The 26,138-nt window shown below is 49.2% G+C and carries 21 protein-coding genes; 13 read left to right on the top strand and 8 right to left on the bottom strand.

What is annotated here, in order from left to right; all coding sequences use genetic code 11:
* Positions 1–28 precede the first annotated feature (28 nt).
* The 3 genes from LGS26_RS05490 to ftsE are packed head-to-tail and all read right to left on the bottom strand — an operon-like array spanning position 29 to position 2,762.
* The gene (locus LGS26_RS05490; RefSeq protein WP_237887707.1) at positions 29–1,207 is read right to left on the bottom strand and encodes a murein hydrolase activator EnvC family protein; all 1,179 of its coding nucleotides are present in this window, start codon (positions 1,205–1,207) and stop codon (positions 29–31) included.
* Positions 1,207–2,091, bottom strand: coding sequence for a cell division protein FtsX (locus LGS26_RS05485; protein WP_237887705.1), 885 nt, complete (start codon positions 2,089–2,091; stop codon positions 1,207–1,209). Before LGS26_RS05485 ends, LGS26_RS05490 begins: the two co-directional genes overlap by 1 nt.
* Complete coding sequence (gene ftsE / locus LGS26_RS05480; protein WP_237887703.1) at positions 2,088–2,762, bottom strand: cell division ATP-binding protein FtsE; 675 nt, start codon at positions 2,760–2,762, stop codon at positions 2,088–2,090. Before ftsE ends, LGS26_RS05485 begins: the two co-directional genes overlap by 4 nt.
* A gap of 177 nt (positions 2,763–2,939) precedes the next feature.
* Between ftsE and LGS26_RS05475 the strand changes: the two genes are divergently transcribed.
* From LGS26_RS05475 to LGS26_RS05465, 3 genes are read left to right on the top strand one after another with little or no spacing between them, the layout of a single operon-like run.
* Positions 2,940–4,025: a type IV pilus twitching motility protein PilT gene (locus tag LGS26_RS05475; protein ID WP_237887701.1), complete on the top strand. Its 1,086-nt coding sequence runs from the start codon at positions 2,940–2,942 to the stop codon at positions 4,023–4,025.
* Positions 4,026–5,198, top strand: coding sequence for a type IV pilus twitching motility protein PilT (locus LGS26_RS05470; RefSeq protein ID WP_237887700.1), 1,173 nt, complete (start codon positions 4,026–4,028; stop codon positions 5,196–5,198).
* Positions 5,174–5,851, top strand: a complete 678-nt coding sequence (locus LGS26_RS05465) for a zinc-ribbon domain-containing protein (RefSeq protein ID WP_237887698.1) — start codon at positions 5,174–5,176, stop codon at positions 5,849–5,851. The genes LGS26_RS05470 and LGS26_RS05465 overlap by 25 nt, the downstream gene beginning before the upstream one ends.
* Before the next feature lie 285 nt (positions 5,852–6,136).
* Here the strand turns inward: LGS26_RS05465 and LGS26_RS05460 are convergent, their stop codons facing one another.
* A complete protein-coding gene (locus LGS26_RS05460; RefSeq protein ID WP_237887696.1) occupies positions 6,137–6,799 on the bottom strand; it encodes a class I SAM-dependent methyltransferase in 663 nt (220 codons plus the stop codon).
* A gap of 4 nt (positions 6,800–6,803) precedes the next feature.
* Positions 6,804–7,862 carry an Mrp/NBP35 family ATP-binding protein gene (locus LGS26_RS05455; protein WP_237887694.1) on the bottom strand — a complete coding sequence of 353 codons (1,059 nt, stop codon included), beginning with the start codon at positions 7,860–7,862 and terminating at the stop codon, positions 6,804–6,806.
* A 138-nt stretch (positions 7,863–8,000) separates the two neighbouring features.
* On the opposite strand from LGS26_RS05455, the gene LGS26_RS05450 reads away from it, so the two are divergent.
* The 4 genes from LGS26_RS05450 to glgP all read left to right on the top strand — a co-directional run bounded on the left by LGS26_RS05450 (position 8,001) and on the right by glgP (position 14,146).
* Positions 8,001–8,756, top strand: a complete 756-nt coding sequence (locus tag LGS26_RS05450; RefSeq protein ID WP_237887692.1) for a TlyA family RNA methyltransferase — start codon at positions 8,001–8,003, stop codon at positions 8,754–8,756.
* Positions 8,749–9,069 (top strand): ATP-dependent Clp protease adapter ClpS, encoded by a 321-nt coding sequence (clpS, locus tag LGS26_RS05445; RefSeq protein WP_237887690.1) that lies wholly within the window; start codon positions 8,749–8,751, stop codon positions 9,067–9,069. The genes LGS26_RS05450 and clpS overlap by 8 nt, the downstream gene beginning before the upstream one ends.
* A gap of 229 nt (positions 9,070–9,298) precedes the next feature.
* Complete coding sequence (clpA, locus tag LGS26_RS05440; RefSeq protein ID WP_237887688.1) at positions 9,299–11,545, top strand: ATP-dependent Clp protease ATP-binding subunit ClpA; 2,247 nt, start codon at positions 9,299–9,301, stop codon at positions 11,543–11,545.
* Positions 11,546–11,584: 39 nt separating this feature from the next.
* Positions 11,585–14,146 (top strand): alpha-glucan family phosphorylase, encoded by a 2,562-nt coding sequence (glgP, locus tag LGS26_RS05435; protein ID WP_237887686.1) that lies wholly within the window; start codon positions 11,585–11,587, stop codon positions 14,144–14,146.
* 86 nt (positions 14,147–14,232) lie between these two features.
* Here glgP and adk read toward each other — a convergent pair whose 3' ends face one another.
* The 3 genes from adk to LGS26_RS05420 form a co-directional block, all read right to left on the bottom strand.
* Positions 14,233–14,892 carry an adenylate kinase gene (gene adk, locus LGS26_RS05430; protein WP_237887684.1) on the bottom strand — a complete coding sequence of 220 codons (660 nt, stop codon included), beginning with the start codon at positions 14,890–14,892 and terminating at the stop codon, positions 14,233–14,235.
* A gap of 181 nt (positions 14,893–15,073) precedes the next feature.
* On the bottom strand, positions 15,074–17,095 hold the full coding sequence (locus LGS26_RS05425; protein ID WP_237887682.1) for a biotin/lipoyl-containing protein: 2,022 nt from the start codon (positions 17,093–17,095) through the stop codon (positions 15,074–15,076).
* Position 17,096: 1 nt separating this feature from the next.
* Entirely contained in the window at positions 17,097–18,554 is a 1,458-nt protein-coding gene (locus LGS26_RS05420; RefSeq protein ID WP_237887680.1) for an acetyl-CoA carboxylase biotin carboxylase subunit, read from the bottom strand.
* 350 nt (positions 18,555–18,904) lie between these two features.
* On the opposite strand from LGS26_RS05420, the gene LGS26_RS05415 reads away from it, so the two are divergent.
* The 6 genes from LGS26_RS05415 to LGS26_RS05390 are packed head-to-tail and all read left to right on the top strand — an operon-like array spanning position 18,905 to position 26,131.
* Entirely contained in the window at positions 18,905–19,582 is a 678-nt protein-coding gene (locus LGS26_RS05415; RefSeq protein ID WP_237887678.1) for a helix-turn-helix domain-containing protein, read from the top strand.
* Positions 19,579–21,552 carry a proton-conducting transporter transmembrane domain-containing protein gene (locus tag LGS26_RS05410; protein WP_237887676.1) on the top strand — a complete coding sequence of 658 codons (1,974 nt, stop codon included), beginning with the start codon at positions 19,579–19,581 and terminating at the stop codon, positions 21,550–21,552. The genes LGS26_RS05415 and LGS26_RS05410 overlap by 4 nt, the downstream gene beginning before the upstream one ends.
* A gap of 4 nt (positions 21,553–21,556) precedes the next feature.
* Positions 21,557–22,471 (top strand): respiratory chain complex I subunit 1 family protein, encoded by a 915-nt coding sequence (locus LGS26_RS05405; protein WP_237887674.1) that lies wholly within the window; start codon positions 21,557–21,559, stop codon positions 22,469–22,471.
* Entirely contained in the window at positions 22,471–23,124 is a 654-nt protein-coding gene (locus LGS26_RS05400; RefSeq protein WP_237887672.1) for a hydrogenase, read from the top strand. Before LGS26_RS05405 ends, LGS26_RS05400 begins: the two co-directional genes overlap by 1 nt.
* Before the next feature lie 12 nt (positions 23,125–23,136).
* On the top strand, positions 23,137–24,564 hold the full coding sequence (locus tag LGS26_RS05395; protein WP_237887670.1) for a proton-conducting transporter transmembrane domain-containing protein: 1,428 nt from the start codon (positions 23,137–23,139) through the stop codon (positions 24,562–24,564).
* Positions 24,557–26,131 carry a hydrogenase large subunit gene (locus LGS26_RS05390; RefSeq protein ID WP_237887668.1) on the top strand — a complete coding sequence of 525 codons (1,575 nt, stop codon included), beginning with the start codon at positions 24,557–24,559 and terminating at the stop codon, positions 26,129–26,131. The genes LGS26_RS05395 and LGS26_RS05390 overlap by 8 nt, the downstream gene beginning before the upstream one ends.
* Positions 26,132–26,138 lie beyond the last annotated feature (7 nt).

Genomic DNA, 26,138 nt, shown 5'->3' with positions numbered 1-26,138 from the left:
ATTTAAAAAGATAGGCAATAAGCAATGATCAGTTTTTGACATTCAACCATTTCAATGGATTTATTTGGACCCTACCATGTCTCAATTCAAAATATATCCCCTCAGACACCAAGGGCCCGCCGTCTACAACCCCTATGACATCCCCTTCCATAACCCTATCACCAACGGATCTGAAAAACCTCCCCTGGGCCGTGAGACTGTAATAACCACCGCCGTGATCTATTATCAGCACATTTCCATATCCCGGCAATTCATTACAATATACCACCCTTCCATCAAAGACAGCCCTTATTTCCGCACCTAAAGGTGCCTGAATGATAATGCCGGGCATCTTTCTCTGACCGCCGTTCCTGTCGCTCATTATGATGCGCCCATCCACAGGCAGTGGCAATTCGCCCCTCTGTGCTGCGAATGAGTAATTCTCCGCATCCTTTCCTTCTCCAATCCCCACTCTCCTTCCTGAAGCCGAACCCATTTGACCAGGTCCGGCGGCAATATCCTGAAGGGATTGTGCCGCTTTTTTAATGTCCCGCAAAAGCGCCTTGTGGCCTTCCATCTGTTTTTCAATCTGTGCAAGATAGGCCTGTCTCTCCTTCCTTTGAGTCTCAAGCAACAACGTCTGTGCCTCTATATCCTTTGCCGTCTTGACAAGAAGCCCTTCCTCATCTTCCATATCTTTTTTTGTCTGATAAAGCCTCTTTAACCGCAACAAATATGCATCCCTTATTTTGCGATCATGATCCAGTATCAATTTTATATAGTTTTCATAGGAGATCATCTCAGGTATCGTCGATGCAGAGAATAATATATTGAGCATGCCTATTGCGCCAACCTTACTGATCGCCCTCAACCTAGTTTCTATATGCCTGCTGATATCCTGAAAGGCCATATATTGTCTTTCATAGTCGTTTTTAATGTCCAAAAGCCTCAACTCCATCTCGGTCCTCTTCTTTTTGAGGCTATCGATCAATGTCCACTGTCTAACAATCTTTTCATCAAATCTGCGCAGCTCATCAAGAATGGATTGTCTTTTAAGTTCTAGCTCGCTGACTTTTTTCGCCTGGCCAGCAAACTCTTTTTGCACCAACGCCAAGTTGCCAGAAGGCTTGGAAACGGCATTCCCGTTTCGATCACTTGCCTCACAACCTGCCTCAGTAACCACAAAAAAAGCCAGGCTTAAAAGGACAAGCGCTAAAAGGCGCATCATCACAGACTAAGAGGCCCCCTCATAACAAAGGCCGTCCATATAGTACAGACGAAACCGCTAAATATAATAATCAATGCGACATGCAGCCAGGGCAAAAAGCAAAACCCTACCCCCATCAAGAACGCGGATCCGGTAACGAGACCTTTCAGGTAAAGATAGCAGAAAAATACGATGCATACTGCCAAAGACGCCCCCAGAAGGCCTTGTATAAGGGCCTGGATAAGGAACGGGCCCTGGATAAACCCGCGGGTCGCCCCAACCAACCTGAGTATCTCTATCTCCTCCCGTCTTTCATAAAATACAAGCCTTATAGTACTCGATACCACAAAGGCCGCAGCCAATAAGAGAAAAATCGCACTTATCCATACGACCACCTTTGCCGTCTTCAAAAAGGCCTTGAGTTTTTCCATCCATTCTTTGCCGTATTTGACCTCTGATATGCCTGGCCACTTCTCGATCTGCGCCGCAAGGGACTGCATATTTTCAGGGGCTCGAAACCCCTTCTTCATCTGCAATTCAAAAGAAGAGGGAAGGAAGCCAGGATCAACCCCTTCCAAGACATCCTTTTCGTCCTTCAGAAACGCCACAAGCCTTCTCATGGCCTCTTCTCTGGAAACATATTTCACAGATTCAACCTCGGGCAACCTTAAAAAACGTTGATATATATCCGGAATCTGCGCCGCTGCAACATCCTGTTTTAAGAAGACCACAAGGCCCAACTCGGTCCCGAACCGCTCGACAAAATGCTCGAGATTAAAATAAATGAAATAAAAAAAGGTGAAGATCAGGACAGATAGGGTGACCACCGCAGCGGTCATTAAGTGGATAACGATGCGTCTTTTGAGGTCGAAAAACGCCCTCTTAAAGGCTATGCCTAGATTCATGGTGTCAATTTCCCATCAACCAATCTCAGGATCCTTTTATAACCGTGTTCATAAAGGCGTTCGTTGTGGGTCGCACATATTACTGTCGCACCCTCTGCGTTTAACTCCTCTAGTATTGACATAACCTCTTTGGCCCTCGATCTATCAAGATTTCCGGTCGGCTCATCAGCCAATATTATCTGAGGACGATTCGCAACCGCCCGTGCTATCGCGACCCTTTGCTGTTCACCGCCCGAGAGCTGCAGTGGAAAGCGATCCATCTTATTGCCGAGCCCAAGCCTTTCGAGGATCTGTCTCACGCGCCGCTCAAGCTGTTCACGCGTAAGTCCGATCACCTCGAGGCTCAATGCTACATTTTCAAATACTGTACGCCGCTCAAGCAACTTAAAGTCTTGAAATATCACCCCTATCTTTCTCCTAATAAAAGGGAGCTGCGAAGGGGTAACCGTGGAGAGGGCGATGCCGTCTATGTATATCTCACCTGAAGAAGGCCTGTCTGCGCAACACAGGAGGCGCAGAAGGGTGGTCTTGCCCGAACCGCTCTGACCTGTGACGAAGAGAAACTCGCCTTTGTCCACATCTAAATTTATATCATAAAGAGCTACAATGTCAGGAGGATATCTCTTCAAAACCCCTTCCATGCGTATAATTGAAATCTTATGATTTGTCATGAGTGGTCTTTTTATTTATATTTTGTTTTAATCACCAGGTTTAAGCTAATCTTTGGTATATCCGATAAATTTTAATGTTACAATCTAATTTGAAAAGCAGCCCAATGGCATTTACGCCCTCATTACTTATCGATCCAATCGAAACGGCACTCAAATTCCAGGGAGGAAAGGTCTTCAATGGCAAAGATCGACGCTTTTTTTAAACTTATGAACGAACAAGGGGCATCGGACCTACATCTGACGTCAAATTCTCCACCCATACTACGCATAAGGGGAGATCTCCAGAGGGTCAAGTACAAGGTACTGGAAAACGACGAGCTAAAGGCCATGCTATATGAAATAACGCCTGAAAACAAGATAAAGGCCTTTGAAGAGACCGGAGATATAGACTTCGGCTACGAGATCCCAGGATTTGCCAGATACAGGGTGAATTTTTTCATGCAGAAATACGGTGTAGGGGCTGTATTTAGAGAAATCCCAAACCGAGTACTATCGGCAGAGCAGCTTGGGCTTGCCCCTGTAATCACTAAGCTGGCCATGCTGCCAAGGGGCCTTGTGCTAGTCACAGGCCCTACAGGCAGCGGCAAGTCCACAACGCTTGCCGCAATGATCGACTATGCAAACCAACACCGCAAGGATCATATAATCACCATAGAAGACCCTATCGAGTTTGTGCACGAAAACAAGGGCTGTCTTATCAACCATAGGGAGGTGGGCACCCATACCAAGTCGTTCCATGCCGCCTTACGAGGGGCGCTCCGTGAGGATCCTGACATCATCCTGGTGGGTGAGATGAGGGACCTTGAAACCATTTCACTCGCTATAGAGGCGGCCATGACCGGCCACCTCGTAATGGCCACTCTCCATACCATAAGCGCCGCAAAGACAGTTGACAGGGTGATAGAGATATTCCCTGCACACCAACAACCGCAGATAAGGGCCACGCTTGCCGATGCCTTAAGGGCAGTCATATCGCAGACCATGTTTAAAAGAATTGATATAAAGGGCAGGTGCGTTGCCTTTGAAATACTCATTGCAACCCCTGCGGTGAGGAATCTCATCCGTGAAGGCAAGACATACCAGTTGCCGTCTTTAATGCAGACCGGCAAGAAATATGGGATGCAAACCCTCGATGATGCCATTATGGAACTCCTCCAGGCAGGGAAGATCGATCCGGATGAGGCGTACAACAAATGCGTTGACAAGGCGAGATTTAAACCCTTTGCAAAGAGCGCCCCATTGGATTTTACAGAGGTGGCATAGATGAGACGGATAGAGCTGGACATCGTTCTAAACGAACTCCTTGCGGCCCATCCACGGATATCAGACCTCAATTTTACCGTAGGAAAGCCATGTCAGGTAGCGGCGGATGGGCAGCTTCACGCAGCTAACTTCCCCTTGGCCGGCGGAAAATTAACGCCTTTCCACACCGAAACGATAGCGCTTTCCCTTCTTGGCAACAACAGGCGCCTCATCACGGATCTGCTTAGGCATGGTTCATGCGATCTGTCTTATCATATCAAAGAAGGTCCGCGCTTCCGAGTCAACATATTTTCTCAAAAGGGTTTCTTGAGTATAGTGATGCGTCTCCTGGCCAACAAGGTCCCGACCATAGACGAATTAGGTCTGCCGCAATGCTTCAAACTGATGGCAAGGGAAAAAAACGGGATCATCCTCTTTACAGGTGCCACTGGCGCAGGAAAGACTACGTCTTTAGCCACAATATTGAATGAGATAAATGAAAACTTCCCTCTGCATGTAATCACGCTTGAAGACCCGATCGAATATCTGCATCAACAGAAAAGGGCCACATTTAATCAAAGGGAGCTTGGGACAGACTTTGATACGTATGCAAACGGCCTGAGAGCGGCGCTACGTCAGGCGCCCCATGTCATACTTGTAGGAGAGATGCGCGACAGAGAGACCGCTGAGATAGCGTTCAACGCCGCTGAAACAGGACACTTGGTCTTTTCGACCCTCCATACAATAAGCGCAGGCCATACAATAAACAGGATACTCGGCATGTTCGACACAGAAGAAGAACGCCAAATACGCTCTCGCCTTGCTGATTCCTTAAAATGGGTTGTAGGCCAGAGACTTCTTCCGAAAATCAATGGCGGGCGCGTTGCCATATTCGAAATCATGCAAAACAATGTAAGGGTCAAAGACTCTATCATAAACGGTGAATCAGAAGGAAAGACTTTTTATGAAATCATCGAGGCTGGGAAAAGCTATCATATGCAAACATTCGACCAACATATCATCAAACTTTTCTCAGAAGGTATAATAGATGAAGATACTGCAATAACATATGCAACCAGCAAATCAGCTGTAAGGATAGGAATAGACCATATAAAAAACACCAAAGGTGAAAAAACATCAGATATCGAAGAATTAAAGATCGATATGGATTGGGATATACAAAGAAAAAGATAATAATGATGAAAATTACATGCAGTGGATGTGGACAACATTATTATATCGACGACAATAAATTATTTAAAAAAGGATGTTTTTATTTAAAATGCCCAAAATGTAAAAGTACAATAACAATTAATCAAAGTGCAATAAAAAGAGAGGAAGAAGTCAAAATGACTACAAATTTTTCTATAAAAGAAATAGAAGATATAATACAAGATCATGAGATATTCCCACCAGAAATAAAAACGGCTCTCGTATATTCAAAAAACGAATTACTCAAAACAAATATAAAAGAACAATTATCAACTATGAATTATGAAACAAGATATATAGAAAACTATAAAGATTTAATAAAAAAACTTAAATACAATACATACCACCTCATATTTCTGCATCAACAAGACCCTGCCTTTACGGAAGATATTAATGCGTTTTTGGATTATATAAATTTCATGCCGCCTGATACAAGAAGACAGTCGATTGTGGTAGTTATCATGCCGAACGCCTATAGCCGCAATCCACTGACGGCCTTTTCGCTCGGTGCCGACTTCATAATACAGCCAGCAGATCTCTTAAACCTTGCCAAGATCATACAGGACGAAATAACCTCGAAAGAAAAAAAATATAGAGTTTTTTTGGACTGCAAGGCCAATGCGGCGAGGAACTAGGCCTCGGCATATTGAACTGTTTGAGCATCTCAGACTGTTTGATTTCCTGCTATGCTATATCGATCTTCCCATTACCTAACCTCATGATGGCGTTGAATCTCTTCGTTTAATAAAAATTTTATCTGTCCCTGAACCCCCACACCCTTTTGCCACCCGTCTCCTGGAGGCCAGTCATGGCATCCGCATGCCCGAACCATTCAAGACAAAATATATTATACACGTATCGGATATAGACCTGGACTTCCGGTCCCCATGCATATTATGCAATATGGCCTTGATCTTCCTTCAAGCATTATCATTAATAAAAACCAGCACATGAAATCCGGCCCCTTTAGCTGCACCGTTTTTCGGGGCCTCCGAGATATATTCTCTTGCATTCGGAGGCTGAAATAGTGTCGACACTGCACTTTTCAACAAAAGCCCTTCTTTCATCGCCAACAATATCAACCCTTCTGAATTGAAAAACCGTGCATGTCTATAGACCTTGTGCCCTTCTTCCTTTTTTTTCTGATAAAATACGCCCCATGGAGATTCGCCAGGTATAAGGCCCACTATAACCAGTCCACCCTTTTTAACGACCCTTGCAGCCTCGCGGAGTGCCATAATATGATCATCCACAAAACACAGAGACGTGATAAAGAAGACGCTGTCGAACGTGCGCGATTTAAACGGAACGGCCTCGGCGCGCGCCTGAACAACAAAGATATTGCGTGACCTTGAAATCTTGAGGGGTTCAATGGCAGGGTCTATGCCGAATCCGATCGAGAGGGCGTGAGCGAACCTCCCTGAGCCGACACCTATCTCTATGGAAACGCCAGGACCAAGACCAACGGTTGAAGTGGCCAATTTTAATGCGTTTAATTCATTTAAAAAAATGGCGTTATCTTCATACCACAGGTCATATTCCCTGGCTATTTCATTAAATATGTTCAGCCCGTTATCTGCCACCGTTTTAACGCCCGCATCTGAACTCAGAGATCACCTGTTCTGCAATGCCGGCAAATGCAAGGGCAACCTCGCCTCCTGCATCCAGTGTCACGGGCCGCCCTTCGTCTCCGCCCTTTCGTATGGCCGGGTCGATAGGTATCTTGCCAAGGAGAGGTACCTTAAAGGCCTTGGCAAGTCTCTCCCCGCCACCGCTTCCAAAAATGTCGACCATCTCCCCTGCCTCGCCTGGCAGGCGGAAAAATGACATATTCTCCACTATACCAAGTACCCTGATCTCCTTACTCCTGAAAAGACCTATCGCCCTGCGAACGTCTTCAAGCGCCACTTTTTGAGGGGTCGTCACCATAATAACGCCGTTTAAAGGAATTGTATTCGCTACCGTAATCGCGGCGTCCCCTGTACCTGGCGGCAAATCTATAAGAAGATAGTCAAGATCGCCCCACATGACATGACCAAGAAACTCCTTTATAGCCTTATTCACAAGCGGCCCGCGCCAGATGATAGGTGCCCCGGCCCCTGCAAGGGAGCCAGCAGACATCATCTTGACGCCGTATTTCTCGAGAGGCAGGAGCATCCCACCCATACCAACTGGATGCTCATCAATGCCTAGCATAATCGGGATGTCAGGGCCGTGCATGTCTGCATCGAGGATGCCCACCCTGGCCCCAAAATTCTTAAGTGCTATAGCTAGATTGACCGTTACAGTGGTCTTTCCAACCCCACCCTTGCCGCTCCCTATGGCTATAATGTATTTTATGCCCTTCATTCCATCCATCTCAGATGGCGCCTCCCCCATAAGCCTTGCCCGCTCCTCAGACGTCATCGTCCCCAAGACCACCTCAACATGACTTACACCCTTTATGGCTCGCACCGCATCTTCGACATCCGCTCTGATCTTATTCTTAAGGGGGCAGCCTGCCATGGTCAGGGCAACGGTCACCTTAACGGCATCGCCAGCTATCTCTATCTCATGTATCATCCCCAGATCCACCAGACTTTTATGGAGTTCAGGGTCATCAACCCCCTTCAAGGCCTCCAAAACCGCTTCTTTTGTAACCGACATCTCTTTTCACTCCTTGCCTTTGTTAGGGAATTCCCAAAAAATATAAATGAGTTTAATATCAATCTTGACAAAGGTTTCAAAACAATAAACCAATCATATGGTCATATGTCAAAACAAAACTACCAAACAATACCTGACATGGCAAAGAAAAAGATACGCCTTGACCTTCTGCTGGTCAAAAGAGGCCTTGCCCCTGCTGTGGACAAGGCGCAGGCATTGATAGGCGCCGGCAAGGTAAAGGTAAACGGCCTTCTGTCAGATAAGGCAGGCACAGCAGTCCTGATCGATTCAGACATAGAGATAACAACTCCTTCTCATCCCTATGTAAGCCGCGGTGGGATAAAACTCATCCATGCCCTTAGCTACTTTTCAATCAACGTTTCAGGGCTTATATGTATGGATGTAGGGGCCTCGACTGGAGGATTCACCGATTGCCTCCTAAAAAACGGGGCGCTGAAGGTCTATGCAGTAGACGTTGGATATGGCCAAATGGATTGGGTCTTAAGAAACGATCCAAGGGTTGTCTTGATGGAACGCACGAATATACGTCATCTCCCAGGCGACGCCATCCGCGATCCTATAGAGATAGCGGCGGTGGATGTCTCCTTTATATCGCTTAAGGCGGTGACGCCGGCACTCCTCCGCTTCATGAAACCTGGAGGGAAGATAGTTGCCCTTATAAAACCTCAATTCGAGGTGGCAAGGGAAAGGGTTGAGAGGGGGGGAATAGTCAAAGATCCAGCCTCTAGGCAAGAGGCGGTGGATGACTTGATCCATTTCTTCAAATACGACCTGGGTCTAGACGTAATCGGCGTCACGCCCTCACCAATCCTTGGAATAAGAGGCAATACCGAATTTCTAATATACATGCAGGTAAATAATCGCTATGAGTAAACGGCTGGCCAAGGAAGGGCCGCTCCAAGCACTGGAACTGGAGCTGGATCAAAATATACAAGAACCCCCCATGTTCAAGGTCCTACTCTATAATGACGACTACACAACCATGGAATTTGTGGTGAAGGTGCTGATGGAGATATTTAATAAATCTCAACAGGAGGCGACCAACATCATGCTGCGTATTCATAATGAAGGCAGCGGTGTATGCGGCCTCTACCCAAAGGAACTGGCTGAGACGAAGGTGGAAATGGTGCATGCCTTGGCGGCTGCAAACGGATTTCCACTCCTCGCCAGTTGCGAAGAGGCCTGATGGACCCCCTTTTCTACAGCCCAGGATCCAGCCTGGAGGCACATCGCCGATGTATGGAAGGGTGTTGCACGATAAAGTGCATCCCTTTCACCACCCAATCCCCAGCCGAAACTAAAGATACGGTTATGAACGACCAGGCTGTTCGTTTTTTTAATAGGTCCTAAATGATAAGCCCTATCATCTATTTAAGGCATGGTTTAATATATATTTAAAGACAAAGGTAAAGACCATGATAAGTAAAGACATAGACCTGATCCTAAATATTGCAAACCGTGAGGCGCATCTAAGGGGTCATGAATTTCTCTCGCTGGAACACCTGTTGTATGCCATCATAAACCATGAAGCCGGATCAAGGCTCATAAGGGCATGCGGCGGCAAACCGGACCGGATCAAGGCGCGCGTGGAAAATTTTTTTGATACCCACCTTGAAAAAACGGAAAGGCACACTGAGGCGCCAAAACCTACCCTTGCACTTCAAAGGGTGCTCCAAATCACCATAATGCACTGCCAATCCGCCGGCAAAAAACGCGCCGAGATCGGCGACCTGCTGTCAGCGATCATGACCGAACATGAATCATATGCCGCATATTTCCTTAAACTAGAGGGGATAAGCCGCCTTGATGTATTAAATTACATCTCTCATGGCATTACAAAGGCCAGCCATGACCCTGCTGGACGCCCATCAGATGAACCGTGCCCCCTTGACAGGGTGCCTGACGCCGATGAAGATCAAAGAGATCCGCTTGAGGCCTTTACCTCAAATCTCATCAAAAAAGCAGCGGCAGGTGAAATAGACCCCCTGATCGGGCGTGAACTGGAGTTGGAAAGGACCATGCAGATACTTTGCAGGCGGCGGAAAAACAACCCAGTGCTCGTCGGCGAACCAGGCGTTGGGAAGACAGCTATAGCCGAAGGACTGGCGCTCTGCATCTGGAAAAAAAGTGTGCCGCCGGCCCTTGCCGGGGCGCAGATATTCGCCCTGGACCTAGGCGCGCTCATCGCCGGAACCAAATACAGGGGCGAGTTCGAATCAAGGCTCAAGGATGTTATAGCCAGGCTGCAACAAACGCCAGGCGCCATCCTGTTTATAGACGAAATCCACACCCTTGTCGGTGCAGGCGCCACAAGCGGCGGTTCAATGGACGCAGCGAATATACTGAAACCGGTCCTTGCAAGCGGCGAACTGAGGTGCATAGGTGCCACTACTTATGAGGAATACAGAAACTTCTTTGAAAAAGACCGGGCTATTTCACGCAGATTCCAGAGGATAGAGATAAAGGAGCCTGCGATACCTGAAAGCATCAAGATCATGAAGGGTGTAAAATTGAATTATGAAAGGTATCATAAGGTGAGATATACGGATGAAGCATTGAAGACGGCTGTAGAGCTGTCTGCAAGGTATCTGACAGACCGATATCTTCCCGACAAGGCCATCGACGTAATAGACGAAGCGGCGGCGTCTCTGAGGCTTATGTCATCCAGCGACAGCCCCAGACTAGTGACGGCCCGTCATATAGAATGCGTCGTGGCAAAGATGGCACAGATACCAGCCAAGTCCATTTCGCGTGCATCAAGACTCAAGCTCGATGGTTTTGAATCATCGCTGAAATCATTAATATTCGGACAAAACAGCGCAATTGATCTCATTTCAAAGGCCATCAGGCGCGCACACGCAGGGCTTTCTCATCCCGACCGCCCGATAGGGTCCTTCCTCTTTGTTGGCCCGACAGGGGTAGGCAAGACCGAACTCGCCCGGCAGACCGCGTCGCTCCTGAACATAGGCTTCCACCGCATTGACATGAGTGAGTACATGGAAAGACATGCGGTCGCGAGGTTAATAGGTGCCCCTCCAGGCTATGTCGGATTCGATCAGGGTGGATTGCTCACCGAGGCCATAAGAAGAAATCCGCATTGCGTCTTATTATTGGACGAGATAGAAAAGGCCCACCCTGACGTATTCAATATCCTTCTACAGATCATGGACCATGCAACGCTTACGGACAATACTGGCAGAAAAACCAGCTTCAGAAACGTCATACTGATAATGACATCTAATGCAGGGGCAAGAGAGATGGAAGGTAGGACCATAGGATTCGGGCAAGATCTTGAAAATACCACCCACAAAGGCACAGAGGCTGTAAAACAGACATTCACCCCTGAATTCAGGAATCGGTTAGATGCGATCGTGCAATTCAATCCACTCACCCCTGATGTTATGATACGTGTTGTGGACAAGATGTTAAAGGAGGTGGAAGCCCAACTTGCAGCCAAAAAAATAGGCCTCAAGGTATGTAATGAGGCCCGTTCATGGCTTGCAAAGCATGGCTATGATCCCAAATACGGCGCAAGACCCCTTGGTCGCCTTATACAACAGACAATAAAAGATCAGATCGCAGACGCCATTCTCTCTGGCAAGACCAAGAAGGGGGACATACTGACTATTGAGTTAAAAGACGGCGGCATTGTCGTTGCCTAATATATTTTTCAAAACGAGACATTATTTGGAGCAGAGCCGATGCCCACTGTGCGGACCGTAAACATCTCCCCGAATCTCCCGGAGCGCCTTAAACCGCTCCTTGCCATAGCCAACAACCTGTGGTGGACATGGACCCCTGAGGCTATATATCTCTTCCAAGACATGGATAGGGATGTATGGGAGCGGAGCGGCCACAACCCCGTGGCAATGCTCGGCATGATTGAGCAGCCTAGGCTTGAGGAGCTTGAACGCGACGAAATATTCCTGGCTCGACTTGACGAGATATACAGCGAACTTGAACGTTATCTGAAGAGCAAGACGTGGCATAAGAAACAACTAGCTGAAGGCAAGCAGTCGGAGGGGCTCATAGCCTATTTTTCAGCAGAATTCGGGCTTCACGAATGCCTGCCGCTCTATTCGGGAGGTCTTGGGATACTGGCTGGCGACTTCATGAAATCAGCAAGCGACCTCGGCCTGCCGCTGGTAGGTATAGGGCTTCTCTATAAGCATGGATATTTTCAGCAATATTTAAACACAGATGGATGGCAGCTCGAGACTTATCCGTCAAACGATTTTTACAACATGCCCCTGAAACCGCTAAAGGGGTCGGACGGGGAGCCGGTCACGGTACAGGTAGAAATGGACGGCAGGGTTGTGTATGCACGGGCATGGTCTATAGCGGTAGGGCGTGTTGAGATATATATGCTTGATACGGATGTACTGTCAAATTCACAGGCCGATAGGCAGATCACCTCATACCTCTACGGCGGTGGTCTGGAGACACGCATCCAGCAGGAGATAATCTTGGGGATGGGCGGGATAAAGCTGCTGATGGCTTTGGGCCTCACCCCGACTGTATGTCATATGAACGAAGGGCATTCGGCGTTCATGGCCATAGAACGCCTAATCCAACTCATGCAAAACGACGGACTTTCTTACACTGAGGCAGTAGAGGCGGTCCGCTCCACCAGCATCTTTACGACGCATACACCTGTTCAAGCGGGCATAGACAGGTTTCCTCCTGAGATGATACGCCGCTATTTTACAAAAACAGTTGAAGGGCTTGGGATCGACATGGAAGAATTCCTTGGCCTCGGCAGGATCAACCCGAGTGACCCGACTGAGGCCTTCTCGATGGCCGTCCTTGCCATAAAAATGGCCTCTAAGACCAATGGGGTAAGCAAGCTCCATAGTGAAGTCTCCAGAAAGATGTGGGCCAATATATGGCCGCAGATACCACAACATGAGGTTCCGATCACCCATATCACAAACGGTATCCACACCCTTGGATGGATGTCAAGCGAAATGGCCCGTCTGTATCAACGCTACCTGGGGACAAGATGGATCGACGAACCGACGGATCACGCCATCTGGAAACGGGTGGAACAGATACCGGCCTTTGAAATATGGCGCTCTAGAGAAAGGATGATCGAAACGCTCATTTCATTTGCAAGGACCAGGCTTAAAAAACAACTCCAGGCAAAAGGACTTTCTTCATATCAGATCGAAAAGGCTGAAGAGGTGCTGGATCCGGAGGCCCTGACCATAGGCTTTGCAAGGCGTTTCGCTACATACAAGCGCGCTGCACTCCTCTTCAAGGACCTTGAACGACTCAAGAAGATCCTTACAGACCCTGAGCGTCCCGTTCAGATCATCTTCAGTGGAAAGGCACATCCACAGGATAAATTAGGCAAGGAACTCATCCACCAGGTGGTACAGACGGCAAGTCTGCCTGAATTCAGGAATCATATAGTCTTCATTGAAAACTACGACATTGAGGTGGCAAGGCACCTGGTCCAAGGTGTGGACGTTTGGCTCAACACCCCAAGAAGGCCCAATGAGGCAAGCGGCACGAGCGGTATGAAGGTAACGGCCAACGGCGGCATAAATCTGAGCATCCTTGACGGCTGGTGGGTCGAGGGATACAAAGACGGAAACGGGTGGGCCATAGGCTCAGGCGAGGAATACCAGGATCATGAATATCAGGACGAGGTCGAAAGCAGGCTCCTATATGAGTTGCTCGAAAACTCCGTCGTCCCACTATTCTACAAGAGGAACGTCCATGGCATTCCGGATGAATGGATTGAAATCATCAAAAATTCCATCAAGACCATCTGTCCATTTTTCAATACAAACCGCATGGTTGAAGATTATGCCAAACAATTCTACCTACCAAACACAAACAAGTGGCGGATACTCAAAGAAAACAACTGGAATGAACTTAAATCCCTTACCCTTTGGAAACAAAATATAATCAAAACCTGGCCGAATGTCAGGATACTTGAAATCCGCGTACCGCTTAACGATTCTATAAAGGTCGGAGACCGGCTGCCCATCAGCGCTATAATAGATCTTGCAGGCCTGGATCCGAACGAGATCAGGGCAGAGGCCTACCTAGGAAGGCTCGATGAAAAAGGTGAGATATCGCTAGGCTCTCCACTCCCGCTCCTTCCTTCCGGCGAAAATGAAGGAAGCGCCCATATATTTAAAGGGAACCTTCTGTGCCTTTCAAGCGGGCAAATAGGCTTCTCCGTACGGTGCTATCCGTACAGAAAAGAGCTCGGGCATAAGTTCGAGATGGGGCTTCTCACCTGGAACTAAAGACAGGGACATAAAAAAATTAAGATGCCACTTGCCGAAAGGAGCACAGGCCGCTAGGCAACCCGTGCTCCAATAAACCGAGACAATCAATTTGCACCCAATGCCTTGAATATCTGTTGTGTAATTGAGTTTACAGATCCTACTCCGTTTATCTTTACAAATTTCGGGGCATTCGTGTCGCCGGATTTCTCCCAATCCATATAAAATTTTATAAGGGGCTCAGTCTGCGCATGATAGACCTCAAGGCGTTTCTTGACGGTCTCTTCTTTGTCGTCCTCTCTCTGGATCAGCGGCTCACCGGTTACATCATCCTTACCCTCAACCTTCGGGGGATTAAATACAATGTGGTAAGTCCTGCCGGACGCCAGATGTACCCTCCTGCCACTCATGCGCTTGATAATCTCCTCATCAGGGACGTCAATCTCCACGACATAATCTATCTTCACACCCGCCTTCTTCATGGCCTCGGCCTGAGGAATCGTCCTTGGGAAGCCGTCAAACAAAAACCCCTTCTGGCAATCGGGCTGCTTGATCCGATCCTTTACAAGCCCGATTATTACGTCATCCGGCACGAGACCACCTGCGTCCATGTACTTCTTGGCCTCGAGCCCCAGCGGCGTACCAGCCTTTACTGCAGCCCTCAACATATCGCCTGTTGATATCTGAGGAATGCCAAACTTCTCCTTGATCAAATTGGCCTGCGTACCCTTTCCGGCACCCGGCCCTCCCAGTAGAATTAAACGCATTTCAAGATCCTCCTTTTTTGATAATTAGAGCCCCTTGCAGGGCCTTACGCACCATCCCGAACAATAGGCCTTCTTTCATTTATATTTATCCCTTAAGTCGTCGAATAGGTCGAAATGTAAAAATACTTTACCCCTTTGAAGGGCTTCATTTTTTATAATACGCCCAAAAATTATATTATATTTAAAGCTTTTTTAACTCAAAAAGCAGCTGGCCTTCCTGCACAGATTCATTGAGTTTTACACATATCTCCTTCAGTTGTGCATCAAACGGCGCAATGACCGCATTTTCCATCTTCATGGCCTCAATGTTGGCGATCTCCTCGCCCTTATGAACCATATCTCCCGGCCTCAATGTGCCCCTAACAGGATTTCCTATCCTCCATACGCTACCGTTTATTGGTGCGCCTATCTGAAGCGGCCCCTTGGCCATGCGAACCTCGACCTTTTTCGCCCTTGGCGTCTCAACGGTATAGACCCTGGTCTTGTTGTTCACACGCATGACCACATGAACAACGCCTTCATGTTCCTTGCCAAGAGATACAAGCTCGATGCAATAAGGTTTGCCCCAGAATTCAAACTCCACCTTATCACCAGGATTCTTGAGCCCCTCTCTCCAGACATTCGTAGGAAGCACCATAGGGGCCTCTCCATATACATCCTTAAATTCTATAAATGCAAGGGCGTCTTTCGGATGCATAAGATATAGGATAAACTCCTCCTCGCTTGGTTCGCGCATCAAATGCCCGCGCAGATCATCGCGGATCTGTCCGAGGTCGTCATTGGGGATGGCTTCAAGCGGAGAAAGCTCCTTTCTCTCCTTTATCTTTTCCTGCCACTCGTCGCCGAATGCACTCCTATAGACCCACTCCGCAGGCCAACCCATGGGGAGTCTGCCGTAATGTCCAAGGATGAGATTCTTAAAATCACCAGGCGCAGTCCGAAATAGGCTTAGCAGCTCATTTTGTTCATCTTGGGGCATCGCATCAAAATTCTGATCCTTTTCTTCTACAAATTTTGTAAGGAGACCGATCAGCTCCTTGACCCCTGCATCCCCTTTGGCCTTCACATATTTATTCACCATACCACTGCAGGTCACCCATGTGATCTGCGAACCAGGTGTAACATCAAAGTATCTGACGATGCGATTGTAAAGAGACATGACACGAAGGATCGCAGGCATAAGGTGCAGAAAACCGCCCTTTTCGGCCTGTTCGAATGAGCTTGGGAATGCGCCTCCGGGCATCTTGTGCTGAGTCACTGTATGGTCAAAGCCCTTGAACGGCGATTCAGCCCACTCGTATTGCTTGATCCAGTCCCTCACCTTTTGTGAGGCCTTCTCGGCCTCTTCTCTATTGAGAATGACCTTTATCCCGGATTCCTCAAGATACGCCTGGACGGTAAGCATGGGCGCCTGACCATAAAAACGAGTAAGGGCATCTTCCTCGACGTCTATTATCTTGGCCCCTGCCTTGGCCGCAGCCAGGAGTGCAGGCACCGCAAGGCCGTCTGTCGCATGGCGGTGATATTGGACCACGAGTTCAGGATAGACCTGTTTGATCGCGTCGACAAGGCTTGAGATACGCTCAGGGCTCCCAACACCCGCCATATCTTTTATGCACAGGATAATCTCGTCAACACCGCCGCACAGGTCAACGATCTCGTCAACCAGCTTAAGATAGTATTCATTGGTGGTCCAATCGGCCTGGGTAAAGGAGATGGCTGGCTGAAAAAGCCGCCCCCTCTTCATGACCACCTCCGCGACCGCCCTCATATTCCTTATATCGTTTAAAAAAGAGAAGCACCGCCATATGTCTATATCAACATTTGCCACGACGTACTCTATGACATTTTTCGGATAAGGCCTGTAACCCCAGAGGTTGGTCTCCCTGATGAGGGTTTGGAGAAGGATGCTCGGCATCCTTTCCCTCAAGAGCCTGATCTCTTCAAACGGGCTCTCCTTCCGATTCATTATACCCACATGCCACCTTGCCCCACCATGACACTCGGCGCTGAAGAGATTCATCTTCTCGTAAAAAGGGGCAAGGGTTATGAGGTCATATATGCGATGGCGGTTCTTATAATCCGACTGACCGGCATCCCTCATCCCTGTAGAGGTCAAAGCCACACCATCCAGCTCCCTAACCCGCCTTACAATCTCTGAGGGCTTCATGCCCGGTCTGACAAATCGATTTTCTGCACTCATGTCACATCCACTCCTGCGGTCCAAGGGCCGAGATCCTTGCAACAAAACTTGCGATCTTCAACACCTCATCTTCCATATCTTTCTCTTTAAATGTGGAGACGAGCTCATCCATGTGCTCCTCTATAAACCGCGTCGAGAATTCGCCGCGCCTGAATGACTCATGTCTTATTATGCTGAGGAGTAGGGGGGCCAGGGTCTTGATCCCCTCGACCCTGAAATTCCGACTCAAGACCCTGTCCATGACCCTGACGGCATCTTCCCTGTCAGGACCAGCGGTCATGATAAGCATGATGAGCGAGTCATAATAGGCAGGGATATCCGCACCTTCATAGGCCCCCTGAGAGATCCTGACGCCTGGCCCCTGCGGGACCTCCATGCGGGTGATCTTGCCAAATGAAGGACTGAAATTCTTTGGATCCTCAGCATTGATCCTCACCTCAAGGGCCCATCTGTTCGGATGTATATCAGCCTGCTTGAAGACAAAACGTTTCCCTTCCGCCACGTCTATCATGAGGTCCACTATATCAAGACCTGTTATGAGTTCGGTTATGCCGTGCTCCACCTGAAGGCGGGTGTTGACCTCCAGGAAATAAAAACGCTTTGTAGCGGAATCAAAGATGAACTCCACCGTACCCGCACTCCTGTACCCAATTTCGCGCATGAGTCTTACCGCCGTAAAACACATCTCGTTTCTTATGTCGTGGTCTATGGATGGAGAAGGGGCCTCTTCTATGATCTTCTGGTTCCGCCTCTGGAGTGTGCATTCCCTTTCATAGAGATGGAAGACATTGCCATATTCGTCTGCAACTATCTGTACCTCTATGTGACGTCCGCGCTCGATATATTTTTCAACCAAAAGCTTGTCATCGCCAAAGGCCTTCCTGGCCTCTGACCTCGCCTGCTCAAGTGCGGGGCCAAGATAGTCCTCGGATTCGACCTTTACCATACCTTTGCCGCCGCCGCCCAATGCCGCCTTTATCATGATAGGATATGAGACGTCTTCTTCTTTTAGCCATTTCTTGATCTGGCCTATATCGGCAACATCGCTGACACCTGGAATAGTCGGGACGTTCGCCCTGACGGCGAATTTCTTGGCCTCCATCTTGTCTCCCATGGCCTTTATGACCTTCGGCGGCGGCCCAATCCAGATGAGCCCTGCGTCTATCACCATCTGTGCAAAGGTGCTGTTTTCTGCAAGGAAACCCCAGCCGGGATGTATGGCGTCAGCTCCTGTCATAAGTGCGGCGTCTATCATCTTTTGCATATTGAGATATGACTCGGCTGGAGGCGCCTCGCCTATATGGATCGCCGAATCGGCCACCCTTACATGGTGTGCGAGCCGATCCGGGGTACTATAAACTGCGACCGTAGATATCTTCCTGTCGCGGCACGTATGCATGATGCGAACCGCCGGCACCCCGCGGTTCGCCACAAGGATCTTGTTAATTTTACATTCCATCCAGAGACTCCTTTGATCTGACCATAAGACAGCTACCTAATATTCAGTACTCCATGCACAACTGACCCAGTGAGATCGATACCTTCTCTTTCTTCATAAACAGTTGATAACACATGCATACAGGTCGGACTAAAGCCGCACCCTGACTCCTTGTCGAGATGCCGCCCGGCCAGCATGAATGATAATGAAAATTATACAAAGCCTAATTAAACATTATAGAAAATAATAACTGCCTTAACAAGCTGCCCAACTGTATTTTTTTGATTTTGATAAAATTCCTATTGACATCAGACAAAAACGGCATATATATCCTTGCTGCTCGAGACATTTCTAGACATGATTGGACAGATATGGACAAAACCTTCCTTGCGATCAAGGATGTTGCTTTAAAATTGGGTGTTTCTGATAAAACAATCTATCGCATGCTCAATGAAAATCAGCTCCCGTTCGCGGTCAAGATTGGCGGACAGTGGCGTTTCAGGGCGGATGCTATGGAGGACTGGATAAACGCCCAAACCAACACCGAGACAGGAAACAGGAGGATAAATTCAGCCATCACAGTCCATAAGGCCATTGAAAATGGGACCGTCATCTATCGTGTCCAAGGAGGCAACCGCGACGAGGCTATAGATGAACTCCTTTCCGCCATCCCTTATTCGGCCTCCTTTGATAAAAAGGCCATTAAGATCTCTATCTTTGCCAACGAATCCCTGGTCTCGTCTTCATTGAAAGGAATCGCATTCATGACGCCAAGCGTTGAGCGCCCTGTCTTTTTTGAAAGAACAATGCTCATTGTCGCATTTCTTGAAGAAGAGACAGACTTCAAGGCAATGGACGATATAAAGACAAGCATAATATTTCTTACGCTGCCAGCCAACAGGGCTGAACAGGCCATTATAGACATGAAACTTCGCCGCCTCTCAATGGATAACGAGTTTATAGAGGGAATCAAACTGCATATGACAAGGAAAGAGCTGTTGTCCTTTATCCAGAAAAAGGAGGGGGAGATATTCTCCAAAAGGCCATGAAGCCGCTTTTTTTATCCCTGATCACAATCCTGGCCTCTGGCGTCCTGCCCCTTTTCTTTTATAAAAGGTTCACCCTTTTAAAGGCCTTAGCCGCAGGCGGCATCTCCCTGGGGTGTATGATAGGCCTGTCCGGGGCCATAAACAGCCTTTATACGGCAAGACCTGCGGCTGCAGCCTGGACATGGCTCCATATCCTGCCGCTCTCGCTCCACGTGGATACGCTAACCGCCTTCTTTCTCATCCCCATCTTTCTGATAGGGTCTCTTTCAGCCCTGTACAGCTTTCACTATCTGAGCGATCAGACAAAGGGCCTGAGAACTGCGGCCCACTATCTCTTTTTCAGCCTCCTTATCGCGGCCATGGCCTTTGTTGTCATGGCGGATGACATGGTCACATTTCTGCTTGCCTGGGAATTCATGTCCATCTCATCCTGCTTTCTCGTAGTCTACGACTATGAACAGAAAGAGACCAGGCATGCGGCCTATATCTACTTTATCTTCACCGAGGCAGGGGCGCTCTTTATATTCGCCGCCTTTGGCGTCATCTACGCCGTAACCGGCTCATTCAACCTCACATCCGCGGCATCCCTTTTACCTGATATAAAACTCCTGGTCTTTTTCCTGGCATTTATAGGATTTGGCTCAAAGGCCGGCGTCTTTCCGCTTCACATCTGGCTTCCCCATGCCCACCCGGCAGCGCCGAGCCATGTCTCGGCCCTCATGTCAGGCGTGATGATCAAGATGGGTATCTACGGCATCCTGAGGCTGTACCTCGCACTAAGCCCGGATTCGGTCATATTCGGAAGGGGCATCCTCATCTTCGGGATCGTCTCAGGGGTGCTGGGCGTAGTCTATGCAATGGGACAGCATAACCTCAAGCGGCTACTGGCATATCACAGCATTGAAAATATCGGCATCATCCTGATAGGCCTTGGTCTTGGCATGACAGGGGTGTCGGTCGGCAATCCGGCCATGGCCTTTCTGGGCTTTACAGGCGGTCTCATGCATGTGTTAAACCACGCCATTTTCAAGGCCCTGCTCTTCATGGGCGCAGGAAGCGTATTCCACGGTACGGGCACGCTTGCGATCGACAGACTGGGCGGGCTTATGAAGCGGATGAAGATTACGGGTCTTACCTTTCTTGCCGGCTCTGTCGCCATCTGCGGGCTTCCGCCATTAAACGGCTTTGTGAGCGAATTTTTTATCTACAACGGGGCGTTCCAGGGCAGAACCCTTGAAAAGACAGACTTTCTATTAGTTATGCTGGCCGTTATCTCCCTTGCCGTTATAGGCGGGCTGGCCGTGGCCTGTTTTACAAAGGTGATCGGCATCGTCTTTCTGGGTGAGCCAAGGACAGATGAGGCCGGAAGGGCGCACGAATCAGATCCTTCCATGCTTTACGCAATGGGAATCCTGGCTGTGTGCTCAATTGCCATAGGACTCGCCCCGGCCCTGTTCGTTGGACCTTCAGCAATGGCGGCGGCCACGCTACTTGCAAAGACGCCTTATGACAACACAATCTATTCAGACCTGATGACCTTGTGCAAGGATATCTCGCTCGGTGCGGTAGTATTTTTAGTCTTACTTGTGATAGTCGCCATGATGCGAAAGGGTTTTTACAGGGCGAAAGAGACGGGCCTTGGTCCTACATGGGGGTGCGGCTTCACCAGGCCGAGTCCGAGGATCCAATATACCGGCGCCTCTTTTGCCGCATCCATCCTTGAATTTTTTCGGCCGGTTGCACCGGTGCATGAGGAATACATCGGTCCGGCAGGGGTGTTTCCATCAAGGGCAAGCTATCATTCAAGGCTTAATGATATAGCAGAAGACCTTGAGGTCAATTGGATGGCCCTGCCCATAGTGCGGCTTATGAGGCACCTGCGCTGGATACAGCACGGCAACATCCAGCTCTACATCGCATATATCGTGATAGCTATAGCTGCCCTGCTGCTTGCCGGACTCTGGAGGTAATCCTATGGAGGGCCTGGTTCTTCTCATTATTTTTCTTTTTCTGGCGCCATTCTTTTCAACCATCATCCAGAAGGTAAAGGCCTTTCTGGTCGGAAAGCAGGGCCCGCCTCTCTTCATCAATTATTTCACCCTGGCGAAGCTCCTTGCCAAAGGCTCAGTGTACAGCGCCTCGACCACATTTATATTCCGTTTAAGCCCTGTGATCTCCCTTGCGGCGTCCATGACCGCCCTGCTCTTTATGCCGTTTGCCGGGGCAGCCCCCATCCTTTCATTCCAGGGCGACGTCATACTGGTGTTCTATCTCTTCGGCCTTGCCCGCTTCTTCACCATATGCGCGGCGCTGGACACGGCCTCGCCCTTTGAAGGCATGGGGGCAGCGCGTGAGGCCTATTTTGCCTTTTTGTGCGAGGCCGCGGTCTTTACGGTCCTTGTCCTCTTTTACCGGCTTACCGGCTCATTGAGCCTTACAGGCTACTTTACCGGCCCGGACGTCATCAACCTCTGGCGGCCTGAGGGGGCGCTGCTGCTCCTTGTAATCGCTGCAATGTTCATGGTCCTACTTGCAGAAAACTCCAGGGTTCCGGTTGATGATCCGGCCACCCACCTGGAGCTCACCATGATCCACGAGGTCATGGTACTGGACCACAGCGGCCCTGACCTGGCGTTTATCGAACTTGGGGCATTCCTGAAACTCTTTTTTTATGCGGCCTTCATTGCCAACCTGGTACTTCCCTCAAGGCCGACAGTGGGGTTTGCCGGCATTGCATCGTTTTTTGTGGCCATTTCGGTAATCTATGCCCTAGTCGGTGTCATAGAATCGATCACGGCAAGATTCAAGATGGGACTTGTGCCAAAATTCATCCTTACATCCTTTGCCCTTGCCTTTTTCGCCACCATCCTCGTGTTGGAGCTAAAATAATGATCAATACGCCTGACGTATTGCTTGTGCTGATCCTTTTATCCGTACTTTTGTCCATTGGCGGCAGCCGGCTTCAGGAATTTATAAGAATCATGAGTTTTCAGGGGGTGCTTGTCTCCCTTGTCCCGTTTCTGCTGGAAAGGCATGAACAAACAAGCTGGCTTGACATAGGTTTTCTCCTGGTGCTCATTGCCATCAAGGGCGGGATTATCCCTTTTCTTTTGTGGTTTGCAAGCCGCAAGGTCTCGATCAAGAGGGATGCGGAGCCCATCGTAGGCTATCATGCATCCATCCTGACCGGACTCTTTATAATCCTTGTAGCGACCTTCATCAGCAACCGTATGGAACCAGTAAGTTTAAGCGGCCATCAACTCCTCCTGCCAGCTGCATTCACTACCCTGGCGGCAGGTCTCTTTCTGATGATGGCCAGACGCAAGGCCATTACCCAGGTGATCGGCTATCTCATGATGGAAAACGGCATATATCTCGCGGGCTCCGCCCTTGCCAAACAGACTCATACACAGTTTATCGTGGAATTCGGCGTACTTCTGGACCTCCTGGTCGGGATCATGATTATGGGCATCATATTGCACCAGATAAGCCGCTCATTCGATGATGCTGACACCATGTTTCTTGAGCGGCTAAAAGGATAAAAATATATCGCCATGTTAGAGCTTATCTTTATCATACCTGTCTTTCTGGGCGTCATAACCTTTTTTCTGCCGCGAACAGCAGGGCGCTTCCTGCTCATCATGGCCGGGGTCTTTCACCTCGCATTTACGGCCTCAATCTGGCTGAAGGGCGTCGCGCCCTACTGGGCGCCTTACTTTGGCATCGCTCCAGAGGGGCAGATAGTGCTTCTCGTGACCTCTTTTCTGTACCTGTTGATCGCGGCATACACCGTCTCATACATGGCAGAGGTGGAGATGCACAACGAACCGGTCTTTGCAGGCTGTATGCTACTTTTCCTGGGCGCAATGAGCATGGTGGCGGTGACTGACCACATCATCGTCCTCTGGATCGCCATCGAGGCCACCACCCTCATGAGCGCGCCGCTTATCTTTCTGCACAAATCAAAGGAGGCACTCGAGGCAACATGGAAGTATGTCATGATCTGCTCGGTCGGTATAGCTCTGGCCCTCCTCGGCGTCTTTTTCACCATCCTCGCCATAGATACAAGCGACATCAATGTGCCAATCACCTTTACAGACCTTGCAAGGGCATCAGGCAGATTTGATCCGACATGGCTCAAGGCCGGCTTCATTTTTATCCTGATCGGCTACGGCACCAAGATGGGGCTCGCCCCAATGCACACCTGGCTGCCTGATGCACACAGCGAGGCCCCAAGTCCTGTATCGGCCCTGCTCTCCGGGGCGCTTTTAAACTGCGCCTTTCTGGGCATCTACAAGACACACGGAATTATGCAGGCAGCTGGGCTTGGGTGGTATTCAGGCCGCATCCTCGTGGTCTTCGGGCTCATATCCATGGTGGTGGCTGCGGTATTCATCATGCAGCAGGATAATTACAAACGCCTCCTCGCCTATTCAAGCATCGAAAACATGGGGGTTATCGCATTCGGAACCGGTATAGGCGGACTTGCAGCCTTCGGTGCCATGCTGCACCTGATTCATCACGCACTGATAAAATCTTCGCTGTTTCTTACGTCAGGGAACATACTTCTTGGCTATGGCAGCAAAAAGATCAAGGAGACAGGCAGGATGCCGCTCTTCATGCCCGGCACATCCATCTCATTCATGGGAGGTTTTGCCGGCATCTCGGGCTTTCCACCGTTCGGCATATTCTTAAGTGAACTCATGATCATACTGGGGGCACTTAGAAAAGGTGCATATATCAGCCTCGGCATCTTTATCATAAGCCTCATCCTTGTCTTCGCCGGGGCGTCAAAGGGCGTGATCCGCATGTCGTTTGGCAACTTTAACGGCGAGTTGCTGGTTGGCGAAAAGTTTATGCGCCTTGCGCCGCCCTGTATCCTCCTTCTTGTCTCTGCAGGTCTTTCAATCTGGATGCCTGATACGCTTTACCAGACCATATTAAAGGCCATCTCCACCATAGGAGGCGGCATAAATGGATAAATTTCTGGAGATCAAAAATGGAGAAATGATCGGCCGCAGGGCCATACCCTATCTGAATTTCGCTGATTTCTGCAAAGGTCTTCTGCGGGTAGCAGCCAGGGGCGCCTCGGTGGTGCAATTTTTTGGCTATAAAGAAGACCCCCTGGTTCAACAGGATATTTCCTTGAACTTCAACGCCCCTTCAAGGGAATTCTTCGGCTATGAAGAAGAGGGCTCGGTTCAACTCCTGGCTGTCATGAGAATGGGCGGTCATCTCTATGCGATACAGACCACGGCGCCTGAATCCTTCGAGTCTCTGAGCCAGCATGAGATAAAATTTCAGCTCTTCGAGCGGGAGATAGCAGAACAATTCGGCCTGACCCCGCTCGGGCACCCATGGCTGAAACCGGTACGTTATCACACCAACTGGCGAGGGGTTAAAGACGTCTTCGACAACGACTATAATAAAGACATACCAGGAAATTATCCCTACTTTCAGGTAGAGGGCGAAGAGATACACGAAGTTGCCGTAGGTCCTGTACATGCAGGGATCATTGAGCCAGGGCATTTCCGTTTTCAGTGCATCGGAGAAAGGATCTTGCACCTTGAGATACAGCTTGGCTATCAGCACCGCGGGGTAGAAAGACTCCTTGCCTCGGTCCCGTTTAAACGGCTGCCCGTGATAGCAGAGGGTATCGCAGGGGATACGGCCATAGGAAACAGCCTTTGTTTTTCTCAGGCGATAGAGGCTTTAAGCGGTAAAAAAATAGACGATGGGACAAAAATAATCCGCACGGTCGCACTAGAGCTTGAACGCATAGCCAACCATGTCGGGGACCTGGGGGCGCTGAGCGGGGACGTGGCGTTCAATTCGTGCGCCGCATATTTCGGGAGAATAAGGGGTGAATTTCTAAACCTCCTACTTGTCCTCTCCGGCAACAGGTTCGGCAAGGGCCTTATCAGGCCCGGCGGCGTAACGGCGGGTCTTTCCGAAGACTCAAGACAATTCATCCTTGACAGGATCAGGGCCCTGAGGCCTGAAATTTTGGAGGTGGCCGATCTCCTTTTTACAGCCCACACAGTACTTGCCCGTCTTGAAGGCTGCGGTGTAGTGAGCAGGGAAATCGACATGGTAGGCGTGGCTGGCAGGGCCTCTGGCATTGATTATGACGCAAGACGTGATTTTCCAACTGAAAAGTATGCTGAGTTGCCCCCATGTCTTCATGAAAGGACCAACGGGGGCGTATTGTCCAGGGCCTGGGTAAGATATGAAGAGATACTGCATTCGCTTGATATTATTGAACTACTCACTGGCCGCGGCCCGATAGAGACCTTAAATGCGCCTCTTGAAGAAGATGCGGCCCTTGAACCCGATTCGTTGGTGGTGACAATCAACGAGGCCTGGCGGGGGGAGCTTTCGCATTGCGTGCTCACGGATTCAAAGGGCGGGATACTTCGCTACAAGATCAAAGACCCTTCATTCCACAACTGGATGGGCCTGGCCATGGCGCTTCGAAACGAAGAGATATCGGACTTCCCTTTGAACAACAAGAGCTTCAACCTGTCATACTGCGGATTTGATCTGTAACAGGCGG

The organism is Dissulfurimicrobium hydrothermale, from assembly GCF_022026155.1.
GTDB classification, from domain to species: Bacteria; Desulfobacterota; Dissulfuribacteria; order Dissulfuribacterales; family Sh68; genus Dissulfurimicrobium; species Dissulfurimicrobium hydrothermale.
This window is presented reverse-complemented; position numbering and strand designations above follow the sequence as displayed.